The organism is Bradyrhizobium sp. Rc2d, from assembly GCF_900099855.1.
In the GTDB taxonomy this organism is placed as follows: Bacteria; Pseudomonadota; Alphaproteobacteria; order Rhizobiales; family Xanthobacteraceae; genus Bradyrhizobium.
In genome coordinates, this window is the sequence record NZ_FNCU01000012.1 from 1 (window position 1) to 18,532 (window position 18,532).

At 64.1% G+C, this 18,532-nt stretch carries 18 protein-coding genes; 4 read left to right on the forward strand and 14 right to left on the reverse strand.

Annotated features, from left to right (window positions below):
- Positions 1–1,305: MFS transporter (locus tag BLV07_RS16520; protein WP_143035435.1), on the forward strand; the 1,305-nt coding region annotated here is incomplete at its 5' end.
- Positions 1,306–1,338: 33 nt separating this feature from the next.
- Here the strand turns inward: BLV07_RS16520 and BLV07_RS16525 are convergent.
- The 3 genes from BLV07_RS16525 to BLV07_RS47575 all read right to left on the reverse strand — a co-directional run bounded on the left by BLV07_RS16525 (position 1,339) and on the right by BLV07_RS47575 (position 3,779).
- On the reverse strand, positions 1,339–2,973 hold the full coding sequence (locus BLV07_RS16525; RefSeq protein WP_091887426.1) for a flavin-containing monooxygenase: 1,635 nt from the start codon (positions 2,971–2,973) through the stop codon (positions 1,339–1,341).
- Between the two features lie 43 nt (positions 2,974–3,016).
- Positions 3,017–3,547, reverse strand: a complete 531-nt coding sequence (locus BLV07_RS16530; protein WP_091887774.1) for a nuclear transport factor 2 family protein — start codon at positions 3,545–3,547, stop codon at positions 3,017–3,019.
- A 70-nt stretch (positions 3,548–3,617) separates the two neighbouring features.
- Entirely contained in the window at positions 3,618–3,779 is a 162-nt protein-coding gene (locus tag BLV07_RS47575) for a hypothetical protein (protein WP_176945579.1), read from the reverse strand.
- 19 nt (positions 3,780–3,798) lie between these two features.
- On the opposite strand from BLV07_RS47575, the gene BLV07_RS16535 reads away from it, so the two are divergent.
- On the forward strand, positions 3,799–4,506 hold the full coding sequence (locus BLV07_RS16535; RefSeq protein WP_091887776.1) for an IclR family transcriptional regulator: 708 nt from the start codon (positions 3,799–3,801) through the stop codon (positions 4,504–4,506).
- Positions 4,507–4,523: 17 nt separating this feature from the next.
- Here the strand turns inward: BLV07_RS16535 and BLV07_RS16540 are convergent, their stop codons facing one another.
- From BLV07_RS16540 to BLV07_RS16580, 9 genes are all read right to left on the reverse strand, one after another.
- Positions 4,524–6,023 (reverse strand): tripartite tricarboxylate transporter permease, encoded by a 1,500-nt coding sequence (locus tag BLV07_RS16540; protein WP_091887428.1) that lies wholly within the window; start codon positions 6,021–6,023, stop codon positions 4,524–4,526.
- A 12-nt stretch (positions 6,024–6,035) separates the two neighbouring features.
- On the reverse strand, positions 6,036–6,503 hold the full coding sequence (locus tag BLV07_RS16545) for a tripartite tricarboxylate transporter TctB family protein (RefSeq protein ID WP_091887431.1): 468 nt from the start codon (positions 6,501–6,503) through the stop codon (positions 6,036–6,038).
- A gap of 17 nt (positions 6,504–6,520) precedes the next feature.
- Positions 6,521–7,306, reverse strand: a complete 786-nt coding sequence (locus tag BLV07_RS16550; protein WP_091887433.1) for a carboxymuconolactone decarboxylase family protein — start codon at positions 7,304–7,306, stop codon at positions 6,521–6,523.
- A gap of 31 nt (positions 7,307–7,337) precedes the next feature.
- Positions 7,338–8,111, reverse strand: coding sequence for an SDR family NAD(P)-dependent oxidoreductase (locus tag BLV07_RS16555; protein ID WP_091887435.1), 774 nt, complete (start codon positions 8,109–8,111; stop codon positions 7,338–7,340).
- A gap of 15 nt (positions 8,112–8,126) precedes the next feature.
- A complete protein-coding gene (locus tag BLV07_RS16560) occupies positions 8,127–9,167 on the reverse strand; it encodes an acyl-CoA dehydrogenase family protein (protein ID WP_091887437.1) in 1,041 nt (346 codons plus the stop codon).
- The gene (locus tag BLV07_RS16565; RefSeq protein WP_091887439.1) at positions 9,167–10,378 is read right to left on the reverse strand and encodes an acyl-CoA dehydrogenase family protein; all 1,212 of its coding nucleotides are present in this window, start codon (positions 10,376–10,378) and stop codon (positions 9,167–9,169) included. The genes BLV07_RS16560 and BLV07_RS16565 overlap by 1 nt, the downstream gene beginning before the upstream one ends.
- A gap of 71 nt (positions 10,379–10,449) precedes the next feature.
- Complete coding sequence (locus BLV07_RS16570) at positions 10,450–11,676, reverse strand: ABC transporter substrate-binding protein (protein ID WP_091887441.1); 1,227 nt, start codon at positions 11,674–11,676, stop codon at positions 10,450–10,452.
- A gap of 54 nt (positions 11,677–11,730) precedes the next feature.
- On the reverse strand, positions 11,731–13,863 hold the full coding sequence (locus BLV07_RS16575) for an acetate--CoA ligase family protein (RefSeq protein WP_091887443.1): 2,133 nt from the start codon (positions 13,861–13,863) through the stop codon (positions 11,731–11,733).
- Between the two features lie 2 nt (positions 13,864–13,865).
- Positions 13,866–14,636, reverse strand: a complete 771-nt coding sequence (locus tag BLV07_RS16580) for an enoyl-CoA hydratase/isomerase family protein (RefSeq protein ID WP_091887778.1) — start codon at positions 14,634–14,636, stop codon at positions 13,866–13,868.
- A 193-nt stretch (positions 14,637–14,829) separates the two neighbouring features.
- Between BLV07_RS16580 and BLV07_RS16585 the strand changes: the two genes are divergently transcribed.
- Positions 14,830–15,810, forward strand: coding sequence for a Bug family tripartite tricarboxylate transporter substrate binding protein (locus BLV07_RS16585; protein WP_176945580.1), 981 nt, complete (start codon positions 14,830–14,832; stop codon positions 15,808–15,810).
- 12 nt (positions 15,811–15,822) lie between these two features.
- Here BLV07_RS16585 and BLV07_RS16590 read toward each other — a convergent pair whose 3' ends face one another.
- Positions 15,823–16,497 carry a TetR/AcrR family transcriptional regulator gene (locus BLV07_RS16590; protein ID WP_091887448.1) on the reverse strand — a complete coding sequence of 225 codons (675 nt, stop codon included), beginning with the start codon at positions 16,495–16,497 and terminating at the stop codon, positions 15,823–15,825.
- 126 nt (positions 16,498–16,623) lie between these two features.
- On the opposite strand from BLV07_RS16590, the gene BLV07_RS16595 reads away from it, so the two are divergent.
- On the forward strand, positions 16,624–17,511 hold the full coding sequence (locus BLV07_RS16595; protein ID WP_091887450.1) for an SMP-30/gluconolactonase/LRE family protein: 888 nt from the start codon (positions 16,624–16,626) through the stop codon (positions 17,509–17,511).
- Between the two features lie 15 nt (positions 17,512–17,526).
- On the opposite strand, the gene BLV07_RS16600 is transcribed toward BLV07_RS16595, so the two are convergent.
- On the reverse strand, positions 17,527–18,441 hold the full coding sequence (locus BLV07_RS16600; protein WP_091887452.1) for a LysR family transcriptional regulator: 915 nt from the start codon (positions 18,439–18,441) through the stop codon (positions 17,527–17,529).
- Positions 18,442–18,532: the final 91 nt, after the last annotated feature.

Genomic DNA, 18,532 nt, shown 5'->3' on the forward strand with positions numbered 1-18,532 from the left:
GCCAGGAACGCCAGCAAGAGCACCATCGAGACCTCGACCATCCGCGCCATCTCCTGGCGCCTGATTCCGTTCCTGGTGCTGGCCTACTTCTTCTCCTATCTCGACCGCGTCAATCTCGGCTTCGCCGCGCTGACCATGAACGCGGAGCTGAAGTTCACGCCGCTGATCTTCTCCTGGGGCGCCGGCATCTTCTTCATCGGCTACTTCATCTTCGAGGTGCCGAGCAACCTCGCGCTGGAAAAATTCGGCGCCAGCCGCTGGATCGCCCGCATCATGGTGACCTGGGGCATCATCTCGGCGCTGATGGCGCTGGTCAGCGGTGTCACCAGCTTCTACGTTTTGCGCTTCCTGCTCGGCGTCGCCGAGGCCGGCTTCTTCCCGGGCATCATCCTGTATCTGACCTATTGGTACCCGGCCGAATACCGCGCCCGCTTCCTGGCGGCCTTCGCCATCGCCGTGCCGGTCTCGACCGTGATCGGCGCGCCGATCTCGGGCCTCTTGCTCGGGCTCGACGGCATCATGGGGCTAAAGGGCTGGCAGTGGCTGTTCATCATCGAGGGCATCCCTTCGGTGCTGCTCGGCCTCGTCACCTGGTTCTATCTCACCGACAGACCGGAGCAGGCGAATTGGCTCTCGGCCGAGCAGAAGGCCTGGCTCAAGGCCAAGCTCGATTCCGAGATCGCAATCAAGCAGGCGGTGAAGCATCCCTCGCTCGGCCAGGCGCTGTCGTCGCCGAAGGTGATCGCGCTCAGCCTGATCTATTTCGGCTTCGTCGGCGCGCTCTATGGCATGCAGTTCTGGCTGCCGCAGATCGTCAAGGCGTTCGGCCTCACCAACGCGCAGACCGGCTTCGTCACCGCGATCCCCTATCTGTTCGGCACCGTCGCCATGATCCTGTGGGCGCGGCATTCGGATGCGAGCCGCGAGCGCGTGATGCATGTCGGCGCGCCGCTGCTGCTCACCGCGGTCGCGCTCGGCATCTCCTCCTATCTCACCGATCCCACCCTGACGATGGTGGTGCTGACGGTCGCCGCGATCGGCGTGTTCTGCTGCTTCGGCGTGTTTTGGACCCTGCCGACCGCCCGGCTGTCCGGCACGGCGGCGGCCGGTGCCATCGCCCTGATCAACTCGATCGGCAATCTCGCCGGCTTCGGCGGGCCCTATCTGATCGGCTGGGTCAAGGAAGCCACCGGCCAGACCTCGACCGGCCTGCTCGTGCTCGCCGTCCTGCCGCTGATCGCCGGCCTCCTGGTCTTCATCGGCGGCCACGACAGCAAGCACGAGTTTGCTGAACAGGAGCGGTGAGCAGCGTGCACGCGGTCTCCTCGGTTGCGGCTGTCAGGCCGCGACCGTCGTTCGTCCGCGTTCGAACACGAAGTCGCGGTACCCGGCCTCGATCGCGGCGGCGCAATACTCCCGGTATTTTGGAAAGCCGCCCGTGAACAGCGACAGCCCTTGCGCCTTGTCCTTGACATTGGTGCCGACGTACCAGGTCTTCGCCTTGGTCAGCAGCGAACGCTGGGCAAGCTTGAATACCAGCGCCATCCATTCGTCTTCCGCCTGCCTGGTCGGTTCGATGGTGTCGAGACCCTGGTCCGCCATATGCGTGATCGTGTGCGCGATCCAGTCGACGTCGTTCTCGCTGATCCTGACGATGTTGGCGAGCGCGGCGGGGCCGTTGGGTCCGGTGGTCATGAAGAGGTTCGGAAACCCTTCCATCATGAGACCGAGATACGACCGTGCCCCTGCCTTCCATTTCTCATTGACTGTCCGGCCGTCGCGGCCGACGACGTCGAAGGCAGTCAACGCTCCCGTCAGCCCGTCATAGCCGGTCGCGAAGATCAGCATGTCGAGTGCGGTTTCACTCGATTGCGTCCGCACGCCTTGCGCCGTGATCTCCACGATCGGATCGGAGACGCAATCGATCAGATGGACATTCGGCTGGTTGAAGGTCTCGTAGTAGCCTGTATCCAGGCACGGACGACGGGCGAAGATCGGATAGCCGCGCGGCTTCAGTCTCTCCGCGGTGACGGGATCCGCGACGACGCCGTTGATCTTGCCGCGCACGAACTCCGCCACGTGCTCGTTGGCTTCCTCGTTGCTCAGAAGATCCGTGAAAGTGCCGAGCATGGCCAGCCCTCCGGCCTTCCAGGCGTCTTCGAGCAATTCGCGGCGGCGCGACGGCGTCACGCTGAAGAAGGCCCGCGTCGTCCACGGGCGCACGCCGCCATTCGGGCTGTTGCGGGCCGCGTCGCGAATGCCGGTATAGTTACGCTTGACCTCGGCCACGTAGTCGGGATCGAGCTTCTGGTTGCGCATCGGCATCGTGAAGCTCGGCGTGCGCTGGAACACGTAGAGCTCGCGGGCCTGCCGGCCCACCTCCTGCACGATCTGAATGCCGGTCGATCCGGTGCCGATCACGCCGACGCGCTTGCCTTCATAGCTGACGGGATGATGCGGCCATCGGCCGGCCCGCAGCAACTCGCCCGCGTAGCGCGCGACGCCGGGGATCTCGGGATCCCGGGGCACCGAGAGCGGGCCGGTCGCCATCACGCAATAAGTCGCTTCGATCATCTCGCCGCGATCCGTCGTCACCGACCAGAGTTTTCGCGTCTCGTCCCAGACGGCGCTCACGATGCGCGTGTTGAACTGGTAGTGCTTGCGCAGGTCGAGGCGATCGGCGACGAAGTTGAAGTAGGCCAAGAGCTCCGGCTGCGAGGCGAATTCTTCCGACCAGGTCCATTCCTGCTCGATCTCGGGCGAGAACGAATAGCTGTAGTCGATGCTCGGCAGGTCGACGCGCGCCCCGGGATAACGGTTCCAGTACCACACGCCCCCGACATCGCCGCCCGCTTCGTAGGCCGCGATGTTCAGACCCATCTCGCGGAACTTATAGACGGCGTAGAGACCGCCGAATCCCGCGCCAACGACGACCACGTCCAGGCGCCGCCCCCTCACATCTGCATGGCTCATATCGGCATTCCCTCAAAGGCTGGCTCGTGCAAGTCAGTGTCCACTAGCTCCGGCGGAGCAGATCGTAGATGGGATCGTCGGGATATCGCGCGCCCAACGGCAACCGCGGACCGAAGCGGACCGCCTCGGACTCGGTCGCAGCGACCTGCTCGTCCACCCAGTCGTAGGCGACGACACGGCGCGCAACTCGCCATTCGCTATCGCGCTTTGTGAAGACATCGCAGTACCGGCCGGCGATCAGAAACTGTCGAACGCCGCCGTCTGTTGCAGGCCCGCGCTGCAAGGCGAGGAAGTAGGTTTCGACGACAGCTTCTTCGGGCGCGGTGAATTCGATCAGGATATTGCCGACGGTATGAACATTGCGCGCATCGGTCTTGAAGATATCCTTGGCCCATTCAAAGAAGCCTTCGACCGGCCCCGAATACGGTCCATGCTGGTCGGTGGCATCCGGCCAGTAGGCGCTGCAGAGCGCGGCTTCATCGCCGCGATCAACCCCGCGGCAATAGCGGAAGATGCAATCACGGATCGCTTCCCTGTCGAGCAGCTCCGCGATCTTCTCGTGCGTTACGGTCATTTCCGAGCCTCGAAGCTCCGGCTCAATCCGCCGTCGGCGGACCGGCCCTCCCTTGACGGCAGCGACCATCTCATGTGCAGTGGGAGGCCACCAACAAATGTTCATATGTGAAGCTGAATTTCACATCCGTGAATTTGCTGCGGCCGAGGGAGGGACGATTGCCATCGCAGCTGACGACCTCCGCTTCGATTTCCGCGGCCGGATCGACCGTGAAATCCGCGCTGCGCGCCATCGAAATTCTCGAATTCTTCATGCGGGAGCGGCAGCCGCGTGCGATGTCCGAAATCGGCGAGGCGCTGGGCTATCCGGCATCCAGCACAACAGTCCTGCTCAAGACCCTGGTAGGTCTCGGCTACCTGAATTTCGACCGCAGGACGAAACTCTATTTCCCAACCCCGAAGGTGACATCGCTGGGCGACTGGATTCCCAAATCCCTGTTCGGCAACAGCCGCGTGCTGGAGGCCATGCGCGACGTGCACGCCGCAACGGGCGAAGCCGTTTCAATCGGCACGACCAACGACGTGTATCTTCAATACGTCAAGATCATCCAGTCGACCCACCCGCTGCGATTCCACGTCGACGAGGGAACGCTGCGGCCGCTGACGCAATCCGCGCTCGGCTGGCTGTTGATGTCGACGATGTCGGACGAGAAGCTCGACACGATCGTGCGCCGCGCCAACATCGCGACGCCGAACGCAGCAGACAGGGTCAAGCCTCAGGACATGATCCGGCGGATTCGGGAGATCCGGGGCAAGGGACATTGCTCGGCGGAGAACGTCCCGATGCTGGGCGGGGCGACGATCTGCGTCCTGCTCCCAATCACAATTCAGAATCAACCCGTCGCTCTCGGGCTTGGCGGCGTCGCTGAGCGGATCAAGCAAAACGCCAGTCGCTACCTGAATATTCTGCGGCAGGCCGCCAGATCGGTCAAAGCCGGCGACAGCGACACAGACGTTTGACGCCAGGCGGGCGGCACCTACTCCTGCAGCGCCTCCTCCCGCCGCGACCGGATCGTCGGCAACATGATCATGATGATCGCGATCGCGGCTGCAGCCAGCAGAGTCGCCGACAATGGCGAGGTCACGAACACGCTGACATCGCCGCGCGACAGCACCATGGCGCGGCGGAAGTTCTCTTCGATCGCTGGCCCAAGCACCAGGCCGAGCAGCAGCGGCGCGGCCGGCAGTTGCAGCTTGATCAGGACATAGCCGAAGACGCAGAACACCGCCGCTTCATACACCTCGAAGGTCCCGCTGTTGATCGAATAGACGCCGATCGAGCAAAACACCATGATCGCCGGGAACAGATAGCGATAGGGGATGGTGAGAAGTTTCACCCACAATCCGACGAGCGGCAGATTGAGGACGAGCAGCATGAGATTGCCGACCCACATCGAGGCGATCAGGCCCCAGAATAGGGTCGGGTTCTTGGTCATGACATCCGGACCGGGCTGGATGTTGTGGATGTTCATCGCACCGACCATCAGCGCCATAACCACATTGGAGGGCACGCCAAGTGTCAGCAGCGGAATGAAAGAGGTCTGGGCGCCTGCGTTGTTGGCCGATTCCGGGCCGGCAACGCCTTCGATCGCACCCCTGCCGAACTGTTCGGGGTGCTTCGACAGCTTCTTCTCCAGGGTGTAGGAGGCAAACGACGACAGCACCGCACCGCCGCCCGGCAGCACGCCGAGCAGCGTGCCGAGCGTGGTGCCGCGCAGCATCGCCGGGATCATGCGGCGGAAATCCTCACGCGTCGGAAACAGATTGGCGATCTTTTGTGTCACCAGCGACAGCTTGCCGTCTTGCTCGAGATTCTTCACGATCTCGGCAAAGCCAAAGATGCCCATCGCCAACGGCACGAAATCGAGGCCATCGAACAGCTGCGGGATGCCGAACGCGAAGCGCTGCGTGCCCGTGCTGAGATCGGTGCCGACGAGGCTCAACAACATGCCGAGTACGACCATGCCGATGCCTTCAATGAAAGGCCCACTGGATAGCACCGAGGCGAGGATGAGGCCGAGGAGCATCAGCGCGAAAAACTCTTTCGGCCCGAACAGCAACGCTGCCGCCGTCAGCGGCCCGGCCAGCGCCGCCAGCGCCAGCGTCGCCACGCAGCCGGCGAAGAACGAGCCGATCGCGGCTGTCGAGAGCGCGACACCCGCCCGGCCCTGCTTGGCCATCTGATGGCCGTCGATCGTGGTGACGACGGAGGAGGATTCGCCGGGCAGATTGACCACGATGGCGGTGGTCGAGCCGCCATATTGCGCGCCGTAATAGATGCCGGCGAGCATGATCAGTGCTGAATCCGGCTGCAGCGCGTAGGTGATCGGGAGCAGCATCGCGATGGTGGCGAGCGGGCCCAGGCCCGGGAGGACGCCGATCAGCGTCCCCAACAGGCAGCCGAAGAAGGCGTAGAGCAGATTGGCCGGCTGGGCCGCGGTGGAGAATCCGATCGCCAGGTTATGAAACAGGTCCATCGTCACGGCCCGTCAATTGAGCAGCGCCGGCCACACCGGCAGCTGCAGCCCGAGGCCATAGACGAATACGAGGAGACACAGCGCGATCAGGACGGCTGCATTGGCCAACGCGCCCTTCCAGGCAAACTCGGGACTAGCCCTGCTCGACACCACGATCAGGACCAACAGCGCACCGACCAGACCGACCGGAAACAGCAGAAGCGCAAACAGAACCACCGAGCCCGTGACCCAGGCAAGGCCCTTTACGTCCCAACCCCGCAACCTCTGCCGCTCTGCCGTCCTCAGCACGGCGCCCAGCATCACGGCGAGCCCGATGGCCGCAAGCACGATCGCCAGCAGCCGCGGAAAATACCCCGGCCCCATCCGCGCCGCGGTGCCGGCCGGATAATTCAGTGCCATCACGAAGAAGAAGATCGCAAACGAAAGGAACAATGCGCCCGATGCGAAGGCGCGCTGATCTCTGATGGTTGGCCTCGCCATCGTCGTTAACCTTCCTGCTATCCCGCTACGTCTACGGAAGACGACTTGCCTGCCGCCGGACCGATCGCTTCCATCAGGATCGGCACCCCGATCGCGCAAGCATGCACGCCCAGATGTGCCGTCATCTGCAGCACCTGGAGGATTTCGCGCTTGTCGATCCCAAGCCGCAACGCGCGCCTGATCTGCAGGCGAAGGCCGTGTGGATTGAGCGCTGTAAAACATCCGTTCAAGGCCAGCGAGATCAGGCTGCGCGAGCGCTGATCGAGACCGCTGGACTTGTCGCCCGCCGTCAGCAGGTCGAGCATCACCGCGAAATAGCCGGGATCGGCGCGCAGCCAGAGATCGCAGAAGTCCGGCCAATCGGCGAATTGCGCGACATAGGCGTCGCGAAGCGCCATCTGCTCGTGCGACAGCCGCGCCTGGTCCGAATCCAGCCCCGCCAGCGCCAGTTCTTCGGCGAGAATGCCGATGCCGAGATTACAGCCGTCGAGCCCTTGCGCCGTGGCCAGCCGCAGCACGTCGACGATCTCCTGCGTGGTCGCGCCCTGCTCGAGGGCCAGCTGCATGTGCAGCGCGAGCCCTGAGCGAAACAGATGCGCCGCCGATCCATCCAGCGCCACATAGATCAATTCGCACATCTTCCGCGACAGTGGACCGGTTTCCGCGGGATAGCCGCCATAGCGGGCATAGCTCGCAAGAAACGCCGGATCGAGCCGCAGCAGCCCCTCCGTCCACGGCCGCCAGTAACCGCGGGCGCGAATGAATTGCTGCTTCAGCGCCTGCTCTTCTGCGGTGAGAATCATATGGCGTATCCTGCAGCGGCCTCGGTGGCCCTTAGGCGATGTTGGTGAAGACAATCCCGCCGTCGACCGTCAGCACCTGCGCCGATATGAAGCCGCTGTCGTCGCCGACGAGGAAAGCGATTGCCTTGGCAATATCGTCCACTGTGCCGAGCCGTCCGAGCGGCGTGCGCGCGATCCGGCGCGCGTCGAGTTCGGCGTTGCGGTTACGCATCGTCCCTTCAGTCGGAATGGCAGACGGTGCCACCGCGTTCACCCGGATCTTGCGTTCGCCGAGCTCGGCTGCCGCGGCGCGCGTAATGCCCATCACGCCGGCCTTGATGCCGCTATACACGATGCTGTTCTTGGCCGAGATCAATCCGGCCACCGACGCGACATTGACGATGGCGCCGCCGCGTTCGGCATCCATCACTTCGGCCGCGGCCTGAATGCCCCAGATGATCGCCTTGAAGCCGATATTGAGCATGCGGTCGACGGTCTCGGGCGCGATGTCGGCCACCGACTGATAGCGGACCCAAGCCGCATTGTTGACGAGGATATCAAGTCGGCCCTGCCCTTCGGCAAAGCCGAGCACCGCCGTGCGCATTCCGTCGCGGCTGGCGACATCCTGCGTGATCGCGACGGCCTCTCCGCCGGCCGCCTTGATCGCACCGACGGTCCCGGCGACGAACTCGGGCTTGAGATCGTTGACGCCGACGATCGCGCCGCGAGAGGCCAGCAGAAGAGCGGTCGCGCGTCCGATTCCGTTTCCGGCCCCGCTGATCAGCGCAGCACGGCCAGCGAGGGGCTTGTCCTTGGCATCAGTCATTGCGGTCTTCCTTTCTTATCCCGACACGGCGAGATCGGACGCCGCCGGAGCAATTGCGGCGATGGTACGGCGGCCGAGCGCGGCCAGGCTTCCGCTGGCATCGCCTTGCGCCTGCAAGGCGCGGACGCGACGCAGATGCCGGTGCACCGGCACATCCCACGTGAATCCCATACCGCCGTGAACCTGCAGCGCACCTTCGCTGATTGCACAGCCATAGGCGGCTGCAGCGAGAAACACGGCGTCGCGTTCGAGCGGACCGGACTCGTCTTCGACGCTACGGGTGATCGCATGCCTGATGCCTTCGAGCGCCAGCTTCTGCCGCGCCAGCGAATGCCGCAGCGCCTGATTGTAGGACAGCGCTCGGCCGAACTGCCGGCGCGTCGAGACGTGCTCTTGTGCGAGTGCGAGGCACGTCTCGGCCGAGCCGAGAATGGCGGCGGCACGTAGCACGTTGGCGTCCGAGCTCAAGAGAGCCCACATGCTGTCAGGCAATACACTTGCGGCCGGTATGGTGACGCCCTGCAAGCGAACGGAGTGTTCGGGCACGGTCAAATCCAGCCCAGCCGCGTCCTCGACAACGACTCCTTCGCTGCCAGTCGGAACCAGCGCCGCCGCGGCCGTGCCAATCCGTACCAGGATGCAGTCGGCGTCGCGGGCGCAGGCCGCGCGCGCAACCCAGCCATTGAGCACGACCGATTCACCTTCGCGCTCGGCGCTCACGCAGCCTTGCCACGCGATCGTCGCCAGCATGCCGCCGGACACGATCGCCTCCGCCACGCGCGGCAGCGCGTCCTGCAGGGCACGCGACAGCAGCAGTGCTTCCATCAGCGGAAAGCCGAGCAGGCCCGAGCCGGCGGCGGTCACTACCGGAACCGCAAAGGCCAGCGGCAGGTCGAGCCCGCCGACGTCCTGCGAGGCAAGCACCCCGAGCAATCCGTCGTCGGCGAGGTGTTTCGCCTGCTCGCGCGGCCCCAACGCCGCGCAATCCGCCACGGCTCGCGCCGCGGTGACCGCGAACTCGCTCGGCTGCAATCCATCGCCGGTCAATGTCGTCATCACTTGCCTTTCGAGAGCTGCAGGATCCTGTCGGCAATGATGCCGAGCTGAATTTCCGTGGTGCCGGCGTAGATGGTCTCGGCGCGAGCCTGCAGATAGATCGCCTCGAAACGGCGGCGCGCGACTTGCACGGCCGGAAGCTGCGGCAACGAGGCCTGCGCCAACAGCTCGAGCGCGAGCGCGGCAAAACGCTGGTGCGCCTCGCTCCAGTGCAGTTTTGCCAAACTGCCGCGTGCGCCGATCCTGTCACCCTTGACGAGTGCCTCTACCGCAGTCTCGACATGCGCCTTCAGCACCTCGATATCCACGACGACCTCGCCGATCTTGGCCTCGTAACATCGGTTTGCAACCAGCTGCGCCAGCGCCGGATCACTCTTGCAGGCCGCAATCAGATGACGCAGCTCGTTCTCGAAGCGCCAGGCCCGGTACATGCGGTTGGTTGCGCGCTCGATCTCGAGCACGCGGATCGCCGCGTTCCAGCCTTCATCGGGCGCGCCGAGCGCATCGGATTGCAAGACCTCCACGTCGTCGAAGAAGACCTCGCAAAAGCTCTCGCGTCCGTCGATCGATCTGATCGGCCGCACGCGCACGCCCTTGGCATCGAGCCGTACCGCGAACATGGCGAGGCCGCGATGCCGGTCTTCCAGCGGGCCGGTCCGCGCCAGCACCAGGCAGCGCTGGGCGCGATAGGCGCCGCTGGTCCAGATCTTCTGCCCGCTGATCCGCCAGATATTACCATCGCGCATGGCGCGCGTCCGCAGGCCCGCCAGATCGGAACCTGCTTCCGGCTCGGAAAAGCCCTGGCACCAGATGTCGCGCATCTCCAGGATTGCTGGCAGGAAGCGGTGCTTCTGCTCCTCGGTGCCGACCGCGAGGATGATCGGACCGGCAAGCTCCTTGCCGATCGAATTGACGCTCTCCGGCATCGCGAGCGCGCCGATTTCCTGGTTGGCGATCAGGTGCTCGCGCAAGGTGCGGCCGTGCCCGCCATACGCTTTTGGCCAAGTGATGCCGGCCAGGCCGGCGCGATACATCGCCGCTTCCCAGGCGATCTGCTCTTGCAGGCCGGGCGCCGAGAACGCCGCGCTGTCACTGCGAAAGCTCGCCGAAAGATTGGCGCGCAGCCAGCGACGCATCGCCACGCGATAGGCCTCGCCGGATAATTCTCCGGCCGTGGCGGTTACCGGCGGCTCTGTTTCAATGACTGTCATCGTGGATCTCTCGCTTTGGCTGTACCGTCGGGCGCCAGCCATGCATCTGGCCGGACGCCCTTTCTTTCCGATCACTGCGACTTGAGCAGATCGCACGCGCTCTCCGAGGCCGGACGCCATGCGTCCTCGGGGGCAATCGTCCCCGTGATCTCGTAATAGTCGAAGGCGTATTTGGACTCGGGCGGCGTCTTGATGCGGGCCACATAGAGCGGACGCATCACCTGCCCGTCGGCGCGAATGCTGATATCCTTCATTTCGAAGTCGTTGATCGGCGTGTTCTTCATCTGCTTCATCACCGCTTCGCCATCATCCGTTCCGGTCGCCGCGACGGCCTTCAGGTAATGCGTGATGGCGCTGTAGGTGGCGGACTTGGCCTCGTTCAGAATTTGCCCGCCGGACGCCTCGGTGAAACGCTTGGCGAAGGCCCGCGTCTCCGGCGTCATGTCCCAGTAGAACGGCGTGGTCAGACGCACGTTCTGCAGGTCGCGCAGACCGATGCCGTGGGTCTGGCTGATCATAAGTCCAAGCGGCACCAGCAGCTGCTTCTGCGACAGGCCGAACTCCTGGGCCTGCTTGATGGCATTGCCGAAGTCAGAACCAGAATTGGCGAGCGCGATCGCCTTGGCGCCACTCGCTTGCGCCGTCAGCAGGAACGAGGAAAAGTCCGACGAGTTCAGCGGATGCAGCACCGATCCCACGACCTTGCCGCCGCCGGCCTTGATGAAGTTGGTGGCGTCGGCCTGCCATCCCTTGCCGAAGGCGTAGTCGACGGTCAGGAAGAACCAGGTGTCGACGCCCTGCGACAGCAGCGCCTTCACCGTGGCCTTCGGCTGCGCATAGGTGTCGACCATCCATTGCGTGGTCATCGGCGAGCACTTGTCGTTGGTGAAGAACGAACCCGCTGTCCCCGCCAGCATGTAGGGCTTCTTACGCGCCTTCATGATGTCCTGCACGCCGAGCGCGATCGACGAGGCCGAGCAGCCGACGATGGCATCGACGCCTTCATTGTCGAGCCAGCGCAGTGCCACCGCAACGCCGATGTCCGGCTTGTTCTGGTCGTCGGCGACAACGAGCTCGATCTTCTTGCCGTTGACCGCACCGCCGAAGTCGCTGACCGCGAGCCTTGCCGCGGCCACCGCACCGGGGCCGCAATTGTCGGCATACGGACCATTCTGGTCGTTCATGATGCCGATCTTGATCACATCGCCGGACACGCCTTGGGCGCGCAGCGGCGTCGCCAACATCAGCAAAGCTCCCAGCATCACGGCGATTTCGAGGAGACGGGTATTGAACTTCATCACAAAATCCTCCCAGCAATCATTGAGCCGACTTCGCGGTTCTTTTTGTTGTGTTTAGTGGTGTTGCGTTGCCTTGCCCGCGTGTGGAATCAGCAGCGCATCGAGCGCGACGGCGCCCTCGCCGTCCGCCTTCAGCAGCAGCGGATTGATGTCGATTTCCGACACGGTATCGGCATGCGCGACGGCAAAACGCGAGAGCGCCGCGATCGTTTGCGCTGCGGCCTCGAGGTCGGTGCGACGCCGCCCGCGTGCGCCGTCGAGAACAGCGAACGCCTTCAGCGACCTCAGCATCGCCATTGCTTGCGTCTCGCTCACCGGCGCCATCTGCACGGCGGTATCCTGCACGATCTCGGCAAAGATGCCCCCCAGGCCGACCATCACGACCGGCCCGAACACGGGATCGATCCGGCTGCCGAGGATCAACTCGGACAGGCCATGCGCCATGGGAGCAACGATCGTGCCGTCGATCACCGCGCGTGGCGCCTTCTCCGCAACACGCGCCAGCATCCGGGCATGGGCCTGCCGCACCTCTTCCTCGGAGCGAAGACCCACGACAACGCCGCCCACCTCCGTCTTGTGCGGTAGATCGGGCGAGGCGATTTTCAAGACGACCGGGAAACCGATCTCGCGCGCTGCACGCGCCGCGGCCGCGGCGTCCGATACCAGTTCCTCGGCCAGCACGGGGATGCCGGCCTCCGCCAGCGCGCGCTTGGCGCCGAGCTCATGGCGGAACGCATCAGCCGCAAGCGGTGCAGCCTTCGCAATGGCAGGCTGGCTCACAGCCTTTGGCGCAGTCGCCAGCGCCTGCAATCGCGCCAGCGCCGCGATGATGGCGCAACAGCCGTCAAAGCTCGCAATGGTGGGATAACCCATGGCATGCAGTTCGGCGAGCGCATCCGGCGGGCCCTCAACGCACAGAATGACGGGACGATCGGGATACTGCGCGCGGATGGTACGCAGCGTCTCCATGTAAACCGAGCGCAGACGCGGCATGTGCAGCGAGAACGGCAGCGGCAGCACGATCGCATCGGTGCGGTCGTCGGCCACGACCGCCGACAGAATCTTCTGCAGCATATCGGGCCGGCTGGACATCTGCGCGGTGGCATCGACCGGATTGCGCGCGGACGCAAATGGCACGAGATCGAGGATCGCGCGCTGGGTCGCCTGGCTCAGTTCCGGCAACGATAGGCCGACCGCCTGCGCGGCATCCGCAAGCAACACGCCAAAACCGCCCGATGCCGTCACGACCGCAAGACGTCGCCCCTTTGGCAACCGATCCGGCAACAGGATGGAGGCGGCATGACCGAGATCAATCAGCTCCTCGATGCTCCGCACCCGTACGGCGCCATAGCGCTCCAACAGCGCATCAAACACCGCATCCGATCCCGCCATGGCACCAGTATGGGAAGCCGCCGCGGCCTGCCCGGCCTCCGAGGTGCCGACTTTCAGCGCAATGACCGGCTTGCCGGCATCGCGCGCCTCGGTCAGTGCGGCGATGAGCCGGCCGGCATCACGGCAGGCCTCGAAGCAGCAAAGAATGACTTTGGTCGCGGGATCGCGGGCCAGCCAGGCAATACCGTCGGCGATATCGATGTCGCACTCATTGCCGGTGGTCATGAAACGGCTGATGCCGGCGCCGCGATCGCTCGCCATGCGCATGGTGTAGCTGCCGAGATTGCCGCTCTGCGAGACGATGCCGAGCGAGCCGGCGGCCGGCATGCTGTGCTCGAGCACGATCGAGAATGTCGCGATGGCCTTTTCGGGAATGCTGACCGCGCCGAGGCAATTCGGGCCGAGCAGCCGCATGCCGGTGCGGCGCGCAGCCGTGCGAAGCCGATCCTGCATCGCGCGCCCCTCTTCGCCAAGCTCGGCAAAGCCGGAAGAGAACACGACGACGCTGCGGACACCGCGATCGGCGCACTGCTCGATCGCTTCGGGCGCCCGCTCGGCATCGACGGCGATGACGGCGAGATCGGGCGCCTCGGGCAGCGCGCCTACCGACGCATAGGCCTGCAGCCCCTGCACCATCGCGGCTTTTGGGTTGACCGGATAGATCTTGCCCGCGTAGCCGTAGCGGCGCAACAGGTCCACCGGTCGGCCGCCGATCTTGGTCGCATCCTGCGATGCGCCGATGATCGCGATCGAGCGCGGCGCCATCAGCGCGTCGAGACCCTCTCCCGGCCGCATCGTCAGCGCCCCTTGAACACCGGCGCGCGCTTCTCAAGGAATGCCATGCGCGCTTCCTTGGCATCCTCGGTCTTCGACAGCGCCATCGTGATGTTCTGCTCGAAGCGATAGGCATCGCGCGGCGGCATCAACTCGACCATGTTGGCCGCATTCTTGGCGTACTCCATCGCAATCGGGCTCTTGGCTGCGATCTCACGCGCGATCTTCATTGCTTCGGGAATGAGATCTTCCTTGCTGGTACAGGCCTCGATGATGCCAAGGCGATACAGCTCGGCCGCGGAAATCCGGACGCCGGTGAAGAACATCCGGCGCATCAGCGAACGGCCGAACAAAGTGTTGAGCATCGCCGCACCGCCGGCGAGGCCGACATTGATCTCGGGCATGCCGAATACAGCCTCTTCGGACGCGTAGAAGATGTCGCACGATGCCATCAGACCGAGGCCGGCGCCGAGCGCGACGCCGTTGATCGCTGCGATCACCGGCTTGGAGCACTCGCGAATGCAGTTGCCGGTCTCGCGGGTGATGCGGTTGTGATCATGGAATGCGCCGACCTTCGCCGGGTCTGGACGGTCCTTGAGATCGGCGCCGCTGCAAAACACCTTGCCGTTGCCGGTGAGGATCGCCACGCGAACATCGCTGCGCTCCGAAATCTGATCGAACACCGCGACGATGCGATCGCGCATCGCGCGGTTGAGCGCGTTCACCGGAGGACGGTTCAGCGTCACGATTGCGATGTGGTCGGATACTTCGAGCGTCACGATGTCATCGGACATGGCTTCCTCCTGGCGCTTGCTTGATCTTGTTTCCGCGACCTCGGACGGCAGCTTCAAGCCGCCTGACCGATCGGTCAGTAGATGCGCTGATAACACCGAGCGTGCGATCTTGCAATAGCCGCGACGTTTGACCTGTTGACTGACCGATCGGTCGGGACGTAGATTTCGATCAAATCATGCAGGAGGAACCGCCGTGGCACCCATCAGCCGACGTCAGGCCGCAACGCTCATGGCCGGCGCTATCGTTGCGCCGTTTGCTGCACCTGCGATCGTCAGCGCGCGATCGTCGCAAACCGTCTTCATCATCGTGCCCTATGCGAGCGGCGGCTCGATCGACAGCCTGATGCGCGCGATCGCCAAGGGCATGTCGGAGGCGCTCGATCAGCCCGTGCTGGTCGACAACAAGCCAGGAGCGAACGGCATCGTCGGATCGCAATATGTGGCGCGTGCGGCCAAGGATGGTTCGGTGCTCCTCGCCGGCGGCACTGGTCCGATCTCGCTCAACGTGCTGCTGCGCAAGAACTTGCCGTACAAGCTTGCGGATTTCGCATCCGTCGCCATGCTCTGCAATGGCCCGCTGTCGCTGACCGTGAACGCGAAGATGCCGGTCACCGATATGAAGAGTTTTGTCGGTTACGCCAAGGGTCGCGACAAGCCGATGTTCTATGCCACACTGGGACCGGGCAGCGTGACGCACCTGTTTGGGATCATGATGGGGAAATCGATGGGCTTTGCAGTCACCGACGTCGCCTATCGCAACAATCCGGCCTCGGTGATGGAACTGCTGTCGGGCGAGTGCGACCTCAACTTTGCGACGCCAGCTGCCGTGATCGAGCACGTCAAGGCCGGCAAGCTCCGCTTGCTCGCCGTTTCCTCCGACCAGCGCATGCCAAACCTGCCTGATATCCCGACCTTTGCCGAGTCAGGCTATCCCGAGCTTTCGGCATCGTTCTGGACTGCGCTGCACGCGCCCGCTGGCACACCGCACGAGGCGATCGACCGGCTGAACGCCGCCGCCAACGCGGCGATGCAAAAGCCGGAGATCGCCAGGCAGCTCGCGATCGACGGCCTGCAGGCCGATCTCGGGCCGCCTCAATTGCTCGACTCCCAGCTCAGCAAGGATGCCGCCCTGTGGGGACCGGTCATCACGGCGCAGCACATCGCGCTCGATTGAAGGCAGGCGCCTCTAGCGCGCCTTTCGCCGGGGCGGCTTCGGCGGCTCGATGGTTGGCGGCTTCGCAGGACCGTCGGTCCGAAGGCCGTTGAACACCATGTCAAAAAAGATGTCGGCGATCTGCTCGGGTGTTGCCGATTTATTGGGATTGTACCAGCGATGCATCCAATTCAGCGACGACAGGATCAGCCGCCCCGTCATGGCAACATCGAGCTTGCGTATCTCGCCGGCGTCGATCGCTTCCTGGATCAATCCGCGCAGAAAGTGCTCGAACCGGTCGCGGCGCGTCATCCGTTCCTTTTGCCGGTGACGATCGGGATCGTTCCAGAAGGCGGTCGTCGATGCGATCCATGCCCAGCGATAGCGCCGGAAATATTCCGCGGTCGCAACCATGAAGGCCCGGATCTTCTGCGACGGCGGTCCGTCGGGAATCCGGTCCCGCACGAAGAGATACAATTCCAGCGTGGAGCCGACAGCGACGCGCGCGTAGATTTCATCCTTGTTGGAGAAGTGATGATACAGCAGCGACTTCGAGATGCCGCAGGCCATCGCGATGTCGCGCATCGAGGTGCCGTCATAGCCCTTGGTGGCGAACAGACGCCCGGCCTCGCTCAGGATCTGCAGGACGCGATCGGACGCCTCCGCTTGATTGGCAACCCCGTCCCTTGTCGTCGACAACTCAACCATCGAACCCGCAAATCTGGCCGGACATCTGGATCGGCCGAACACTGATCTTCATGTGAAAACCAACGTAGTTTTTCGCCGACCGATCGGTCAAGTCCGCTCTGCAGAAGGGATCAACGAGGTGCTCCCATGAACGCGCTCCCGCGCATCACCCGTATCGGCAAGACCAGGGACCGGCTTGGCGAGAGCCCGGTCTGGGATGACCGGACCCGGTCGCTTTACTGGATCGATTCGCTCGCCGGACTGATCCGCAGGCTGTTGCCTGCAACCGGCGCGATCGATGAATTCTCGGTGCCCGCCCCGATCGGATCGCTCGCGCTCGCGCATGACGACCGCGCCGTGCTGGCGCTGCGCCACGGCTTTGCGCATTACAATTTCAGCACGCGGGAATTGACCGAGGGCCCCTCGATCGGCCTCGATCATCCGATGCTCCGCCTGAACGACGGCAAGGCCGACCCGTTCGGGCGCTTCCTGGCGGGTACAATGCACGGCGGGCGCGCGGAGGATGAAAAGCCGCTCGGCGGCCTGTATCGCATCGATGCGGCGGGCGCGATCGAGCAGCTCGAAACCGATCTCGCCGTGACCAACGGCCCCTGCTTCAGTCCGGACGGCCGGATATTCTATCTCGCGGACACGGCACGACGTGTGATCTGGGCCTACGACTATCACCGCGACGGCCCGCTGAGGAACAAGCGCGTGTTCGCCGAGATGGACGCGCATGGCTCGGGCGGCGACGGCGCGACCGTCGATGCGAACGGCTATCTCTGGACCGTGCTGGTGCGGATCGGCGCCATCGCACGGTTCGCACCCGACGGAACGATGGTGCGCAAGATCGAGATGCCCGTCCGGCATCCGACCAGCGTGACCTTCGGCGGCCCCGGTCTCGACGTGCTTTATGTGACCTCGATCTCGCGCAGCACGCATCTTTTCGATGACAGCCCGGACGCCGGCGGATTGTTCGCCGTCGAGAATCTCGGTGTGACGGGACTCCCTGCCCACAGGTTTGGCACACGCTGAAGGCGGCGCGTGGTGCTAGCCGGATCGCTTGATCAGTCGAGGCACGCTCTCGGCCATATAGTCGACGAACACCCTGATTTTTTCAGGCAGATAGCTGCTCTGCTGGAATGTCGCATAAATGCCTTCGTCGAAGGTCGAGTTGGTCACGCGAAAGCCCGGTAACAGACGCACCAGCTTCCCGCTCTTCACTTCGTCCGCGACCGTGTAGTCGTCGAGCAGCGCAATGCCGTGCCCGCGCACCGCGAGGTCGCACAGGATGATGCCATTATTGCTGCTGAACGAAGACGGCACGACGATCTCGCGCAGCCTGCTCTTGCGCATGAACTTCCAGACCACATCATCGGGCCCCATCCAGTAGGTCAGGCAATTGTGGCCGACGAGATCATCCGGTCCGCGCAACTTTGGCTTCCGCGCGACGTAGTCGGGTGACGCCACGAGGATGCGTTCGCTCCGCACCAGCCGGCGCTGCATCAGGCCTGGATCCTTGGGCGCGGCGATCTGGAAATCGATGTCGAACTCCTCCTCGCGAAGCTGGACGCGCCGTTCCGACAGCCGCAGCTCCACCTTCAGCTCCGGGTATTGCCCCTGGAACTGCGGGATCAATGGTGACAGCACCTTGATGCCGAACAGCGTCCGAGAGTGAACGCGCAGCGTCCCCCGCGGCGCGGTCTGCAGCGCGAGCGCTGCGGCCTCCGCGTCCTCAATCCCGTGCAATACCTGCTCGGTGCGCTGGAAGAAGATCTTGCCGGCATCGGTCAATCCGAGATGGCGCGTGCTGCGGTTGAGCAATTGCACGCCAAGCTGCGCCTCGAGCTCGCCGATGTAGCGCGACACGGATGCCGGCGAGAGCCCCGCGCGGCGTCCGGCCGCGGAAAAGCTGCCCTCGCGGACGGCGGCGACGAACAATTCCATGGCCTGGAGGCGATTCATCGATCTTTTCAGATTCTGCAAAAGACATGCTCAGATTACGCCAATTGTTCGAAAAATCTCAAGCCGGTAGCCTCATGAGAACAGGTCGCAA

Excerpts from the sequence above, each read along its gene's own strand:
- BLV07_RS16525 (WP_091887426.1), bottom strand. The coding sequence starts at position 2,973 with ATGAGCCATGCAGATGTGAGGGGGCGGCGCCTGGACGTGGTCGTCGTT.
- BLV07_RS16530 (WP_091887774.1), bottom strand. The coding sequence starts at position 3,547 with ATGACCGTAACGCACGAGAAGATCGCGGAGCTGCTCGACAGGGAAGCG.
- BLV07_RS47575 (WP_176945579.1), bottom strand. The coding sequence starts at position 3,779 with ATGGCGCGCAGCGCGGATTTCACGGTCGATCCGGCCGCGGAAATCGAA.
- BLV07_RS16535 (WP_091887776.1), top strand. The coding sequence starts at position 3,799 with ATGCGGGAGCGGCAGCCGCGTGCGATGTCCGAAATCGGCGAGGCGCTG.
- BLV07_RS16540 (WP_091887428.1), bottom strand. The coding sequence starts at position 6,023 with ATGGACCTGTTTCATAACCTGGCGATCGGATTCTCCACCGCGGCCCAG.
- BLV07_RS16545 (WP_091887431.1), bottom strand. The coding sequence starts at position 6,503 with ATGGCGAGGCCAACCATCAGAGATCAGCGCGCCTTCGCATCGGGCGCA.
- BLV07_RS16550 (WP_091887433.1), bottom strand. The coding sequence starts at position 7,306 with ATGATTCTCACCGCAGAAGAGCAGGCGCTGAAGCAGCAATTCATTCGC.
- BLV07_RS16555 (WP_091887435.1), bottom strand. The coding sequence starts at position 8,111 with ATGACTGATGCCAAGGACAAGCCCCTCGCTGGCCGTGCTGCGCTGATC.
- BLV07_RS16560 (WP_091887437.1), bottom strand. The coding sequence starts at position 9,167 with ATGACGACATTGACCGGCGATGGATTGCAGCCGAGCGAGTTCGCGGTC.
- BLV07_RS16565 (WP_091887439.1), bottom strand. The coding sequence starts at position 10,378 with ATGACAGTCATTGAAACAGAGCCGCCGGTAACCGCCACGGCCGGAGAA.
- BLV07_RS16570 (WP_091887441.1), bottom strand. The coding sequence starts at position 11,676 with ATGAAGTTCAATACCCGTCTCCTCGAAATCGCCGTGATGCTGGGAGCT.
- BLV07_RS16575 (WP_091887443.1), bottom strand. The coding sequence starts at position 13,863 with ATGCGGCCGGGAGAGGGTCTCGACGCGCTGATGGCGCCGCGCTCGATC.
- BLV07_RS16580 (WP_091887778.1), bottom strand. The coding sequence starts at position 14,636 with ATGTCCGATGACATCGTGACGCTCGAAGTATCCGACCACATCGCAATC.
- BLV07_RS16590 (WP_091887448.1), bottom strand. The coding sequence starts at position 16,497 with ATGGTTGAGTTGTCGACGACAAGGGACGGGGTTGCCAATCAAGCGGAG.
- BLV07_RS16595 (WP_091887450.1), top strand. The coding sequence starts at position 16,624 with ATGAACGCGCTCCCGCGCATCACCCGTATCGGCAAGACCAGGGACCGG.
- BLV07_RS16600 (WP_091887452.1), bottom strand. The coding sequence starts at position 18,441 with ATGAATCGCCTCCAGGCCATGGAATTGTTCGTCGCCGCCGTCCGCGAG.